The following is a 4,925-nucleotide window of genomic DNA, read 5'->3' as shown; positions in this document are numbered from 1 at the left end:
GCCGGGTCCGGGGCCCGCTCCGCCGCGGGGCCGGCGGCGACCCCCCGCTCCGCCTTCTCGCGGCGACTCGCCAGCCACTCGGCCGCCCACTCCGGCACCGCGCCCCCGTCCCCTTCACCGCCCGGGGCTTCGGCCGCCGGCGGCGTCTCGGGCACCTCGCCGCCGGCCCAGCGCAGCAGCAGCCCCAGCGCGTGCTTGCACGGGAACTTCCGGCTCGGGCAACTGCACTTGTACGCCGGGCCCTGCAGATCCACCACCGTCTGGTACGGCCTGGTGCCGCTGCCGCGGCACAGCCCCCACACCGCCCCGCCCGCGGCCCCCGACTCCGCCCACGGCCCGGCCGCGGCGAGCTTGCTCCCGGCCGTACGCGACGAGGCGTCAGGAGCCAGCCCCAGCACCTGGTCCGCACTCCACCGCTCGCTCTGCCCCTCCATGCCCACGACGCTACGACCCTCCACTGACAACGGCTTTGACCTGCGTTATCCACAGGGGCGGGGGCGGTGTCAGTGCCGTGCGGCAAGGTGGTCTCCGCAGTCACCGCGGCGGCAGCGGCGGCGGCTGCGACCGAGTCGGCGAGGAGGGGACGATGACGACCACGACAGGGGCGGACGCGGCCGGCGGGGGCACCGCGGAGGCGGGCGCCGAAGGGCCCGCGGACGCGGCGCTCCGCCCGCACGCCGAGGACGCCTTCGCGCACGAACTGGCGGCCCTCGCCGCCGCGGACGACCGGCCCCGGCCGCCGCGCTGGCGGCTGTCGCCGTGGGCGGTGTCCACGTATCTGCTGGGCGGCACGCTCCCGGACGGCACGGAGATCACACCCAAGTACGTCGGCCCGCGCCGGATCGTGGAGGTCGCGGTCGCCACGCTGGCGACGGACCGGGCGCTGCTGCTCCTCGGCGTGCCGGGCACCGCGAAGACCTGGGTGTCGGAGCATCTCGCCGCCGCCGTCAGCGGCGATTCCACGCTGCTGGTGCAGGGGACGGCGGGGACGCCGGAGGAGGCCGTCAGGTACGGGTGGAACTACGCGCAGCTGCTGGCGGCCGGCCCCAGCCGGGAGGCCCTGGTGCCCAGCCCGGTGATGCGGGCGATGGCGGAGGGTATGACGGCCCGGGTGGAGGAGCTGACCCGGATCCCCGCCGACGTGCAGGATTCGCTGATCACGATCCTGTCGGAGAAGACGCTGCCGATCGCGGAGCTGGGCGAAGAGGTCCAGGCGGTCCGCGGGTTCAACGTCATCGCGACCGCCAACGACCGCGACCGCGGGGTCAACGAGCTGTCCAGCGCGCTGCGCCGCCGCTTCAACACGGTGGTGCTGCCGCTGCCGGCCTCCCCCGAGGACGAGGTCGGCATCGTCACGCAGCGCGTGGCGCAGATCGGCGCGTCGCTGCAACTCCCGCCGGTCCCGGAGGCGGTGGACGAGATCCGCCGGGTCGTCACGGTCTTCCGCGAGCTGCGCGACGGGGAGACGGCCGACGGGCGGACGAAGGTGAAGTCCCCGTCCGGGACGCTGTCGACGGCGGAGGCGATATCCGTCGTCACCGGCGGGCTGGCGCTGGCGGCGCACTTCGGCGACGGAGTGCTGCGGGCGAGCGACGTGGCGGCGGGCATCCAGAGCGCGGTCGTCCGCGATCCGGCGGCCGACAGCGTGGTGTGGCAGGAGTATCTGGAGACGGTCGTGCGCGAGCGCGAGGGGTGGAAGGACCTCTACCGCGCCTGCCGCGAGGTCACGGCGTGACCTCGCGCGGCGCGGCGGGGGAGCGTCCGGCGGGAGGGGAGGCCGGAGGGGCCGTGGCGTTGCGGAACATAAAAGAAAGGGGAAAAGGAAGGGACGGAGGAGAAGGAAGGGGAGCAGGCCGGCGCGAAGGAGCGGGGGAGAAGGGCGGCGGCGCGGGAACGCGGACAGCGGACGGGCTGTACGCGGGCGGGGAGTTCGCCGGCGCGGAGCACGTGGCCCGGGGAGCCGGGAGCGTCGGGGCCGGGGTCGTGGGGGCCGAAGGCATGAGCAGGGGGGAGCGGGCTGTGGGCGGTGCGGAGGAGGTGCGCCGGCGGAACGGTGCGGCGGGCGCGGCGACCGTCGAGCCGTTACTGCTCGGCGTGCGGCACCACGGCCCGGGCTCGGCGCGCGGGGTGGCCGCGGCGCTGGACGCGTACCGGCCGCGGGCCGTGCTCATCGAGGGCCCGCCGGAGGCGGACGCGATCGTCGGGCTCGCGGGCGACGCGGACATGCGGCCGCCCGTCGCGCTGCTGGCCCACGCCGTGGACGAGCCCGCGCGGGCCGGGTTCTGGCCGCTGGCGCACTTCTCGCCGGAGTGGGTCGCGATCCGCTGGGCGCTGCGCCACGGCGTCCCGGTCCGCTTCATCGACCTCCCCGCCGCCCACACCCTCGCGATGGCCGACGCCGGACAACCGGCCCCCGGCGCCCCGGGCGCCCCGGGCGCGGCCGGCGAACCGGACGGGGACGACGGCGGAGAGGCCGGAGAAGGGGAGCGGGTGCGGGGACCGGAGGCGGTGCGCCTCGACCCGCTCGCGGTCCTCGCGCGGGCCGCCGGTTACGACGACCCCGAGAGGTGGTGGGAGGACGCGATAGAGCACCGCATGCCGCACCGCGCCGCGCCACCCGCCCCGGGGGCAGGGGCCACCGCCGCCCCCCGCGGTCCGGGCGTCTCCGCCGCGGGCGGTGACGTGACCGCGCCGTTCGTAGCGCTGGGCGAGGCGATGGGCGCGCTGCGCGAGCGGCACGGCGACGGGGGGCACGACCGGGACCTGGTGCGCGAGGCGCACATGCGGCTGCGGTTGCGGGAGGCGCGACGCGAGTTCGACGGGCAGGTCGCCGTGGTCTGCGGCGCCTGGCACGTGCCCGCGCTACAGGCCCGTACCACCGTCACCGCCGACCGCCGCCTGCTCAAGGGCCTGCCCCGGGTCAGAACCGAGGTGGCCTGGGTGCCGTGGACCCACCGGCGGCTGGCGCGGCACAGCGGCTACGGCGCCGGGATCGACTCCCCGGGCTGGTACGCGCACCTCTTCGAGGCCCCGGACCGGCCCATCGAGCGCTGGTTGATCAAGGTCGCCGACCTGCTGCGCGGCGAGGGTCGCACCGTCTCGCCGGCGCACGTCATCGAGGCCGTGCGGCTCGCCACCGCGCTGGCGGCGATGCGGGGCCGCCCGCTCGCCGGGCTCGCCGAGACCCTCGACGCCGTACGGGCCGTGATGTGCGACGGCTCCGAGGTCCCGCTGGCGCTCGTCGCCGACCGGCTCGTCGTGGGTGACGCGCTCGGCGAGGTGCCGGAGTCGGCGCCCGCCGTGCCGCTGCAGCGCGATCTGGCCCGGATACAGAAGACGCTGCGGCTCAAGCCGACCGCCGAGGAGCGCGAGCTGCAGCTCGACCTGCGCAAGGACACCGACGCGGGCCGCAGCCGCCTGCTGCACCGGCTGCGGCTGCTCGGCGTCGACTGGGGCGTGCCCGCGGCCTCGCGGGCGAGCACCGGCACGTTCCGCGAGACGTGGCGCCTGCGCTGGGAGCCGGACCTGGCCGTACGGGTGGTGGAGGCGGCGCTCTGGGGCACCACGGTGCTCGCCGCGGCCACCGCGAAGGCCGAGTACGAGGCGGCGCAGGCGGGTTCGCTCGCGGAGGTGACGGCGCTGGCCGAGCGGTGCCTGCTCGCCGAGCTGTCCGACGCCCTGCCGGTCGCCATGCAGGCCCTCGCCGACCGCGCCGCGCTCGACACGGACGTCGGGCACCTGGCGCAGGCGCTCCCGGCGCTGGCCCGGTCCGTCCGCTACGGCGACGTCCGCGGCACGCAGACGGCGGCGCTGGCGGAGGTTGCCACGGGCCTGGCCGACCGGATCTTCGTCGGCCTCCCCGGCGCCTGCGCGGGTCTCGACGCGGACGGCGCGCAGGAGATGCGCACCCACGTCGACGCGGTGCACGGCGCGGTGGCCCTGCTGGACGCGACCCCACCGCAGGTGGGCCCACCGGACGCCGGGGGCGAGGGCGGCGAGGCCGGTGGCGGTGTGTCTGGCGGGGGCGTGGGGCTCGATGACGTCGAGGCGCAGGCCGGGCGGGGCGCCGCCGCGGGGCTGGGGGACGCCGACCCCGGTGACGGTGGGCGTGGCGACGCCGGCCGGTCGGGGGGCGGTGCCGTTTCCGGTGGCGGTGACGGTGTGCCTGGCGGGGGCGTGGGGCTCGATGATGTCGAGGCGCAGGCCGGGCGGGGCACTGCCGGAGGGCTGGGGGACGTCGACTCCGGTGACGGTGGGCGTGGCGACGCCGGCCGGTCCGTGGAGGACGGTGCCGTTTTCGGGGGTGGTGATGCCGCCGGGGACGCGGCCTCGTTGCGGGGGCGGTGGGCCGCCGCGCTGCGGGTGCTGGGCAGCCGGGACGCCGTGCCCGGGCTCATCCGCGGCCGGGCCGTGCGGCTGCTCCTCGACGGCGGCCGGATGCCGGCCCGCGAGGCGGAGCGGGTCATGGGCCTTGCCCTGTCCCACGCGGTGCCGCCCGCGGACGCCGCCGCGTGGGTCGAGGGCTTCCTCGGCGGCGACGGCGGCATGCTCCTCGTCCACGACGAGCGGCTGCTCGCGCTCGTCGACGGCTGGCTGACCGGACTGCCGGGCGACGCCTTCACGGACGTGCTGCCGCTGCTGCGGCGGACGTTCGCTGAGTACGAGCCGGGCGCCCGGCGAGCCATCGGCGAGCTGGTACGCCGCGGGGCCGCCGCCGCCGGCCCGGCCGAGCCGGAGGGGCTGCCCGGCTTCGCCGACGAGGTCGACGCCGGCCTGGCCGCGGCCGTCCTGCCGACGGTCCGCGCGCTGCTCGGCGCGGCGGAGGCACGGCCGTGACCAGGCGGACCGACCCCCGCGCCCCCGCCGGCCGGGCACCCCCGGGCAGCCCGCCGCCCCCCCCCCCCCCCCCCCCCCCGGGGCCCCCC

3 protein-coding genes are annotated in these 4,925 nt (G+C 77.8%); 2 read left to right on the top strand and 1 reads right to left on the bottom strand.

The window, feature by feature from the left end; all coding sequences use genetic code 11:
* Positions 1–434 (bottom strand): SWIM zinc finger family protein (locus ABD317_RS33500; RefSeq protein WP_344295063.1); only part of this gene is annotated, 434 nt, incomplete at its 3' end.
* A gap of 152 nt (positions 435–586) precedes the next feature.
* On the opposite strand from ABD317_RS33500, the gene ABD317_RS33495 reads away from it, so the two are divergent.
* Both ABD317_RS33495 and ABD317_RS33490 read left to right on the top strand, forming a co-directional pair.
* Positions 587–1,735 (top strand): ATP-binding protein, encoded by a 1,149-nt coding sequence (locus ABD317_RS33495; protein ID WP_344295060.1) that lies wholly within the window; start codon positions 587–589, stop codon positions 1,733–1,735.
* Positions 1,732–4,836 (top strand): DUF5682 family protein, encoded by a 3,105-nt coding sequence (locus ABD317_RS33490; RefSeq protein WP_425582506.1) that lies wholly within the window; start codon positions 1,732–1,734, stop codon positions 4,834–4,836. The genes ABD317_RS33495 and ABD317_RS33490 overlap by 4 nt, the downstream gene beginning before the upstream one ends.
* Positions 4,837–4,925: the final 89 nt, after the last annotated feature.

Origin of the sequence: Streptomyces synnematoformans (genome assembly GCF_039531005.1) — a bacterium.
Lineage (GTDB): Bacteria > Actinomycetota > Actinomycetes > Streptomycetales > Streptomycetaceae > Streptomyces > Streptomyces synnematoformans.
This window is presented reverse-complemented; position numbering and strand designations above follow the sequence as displayed.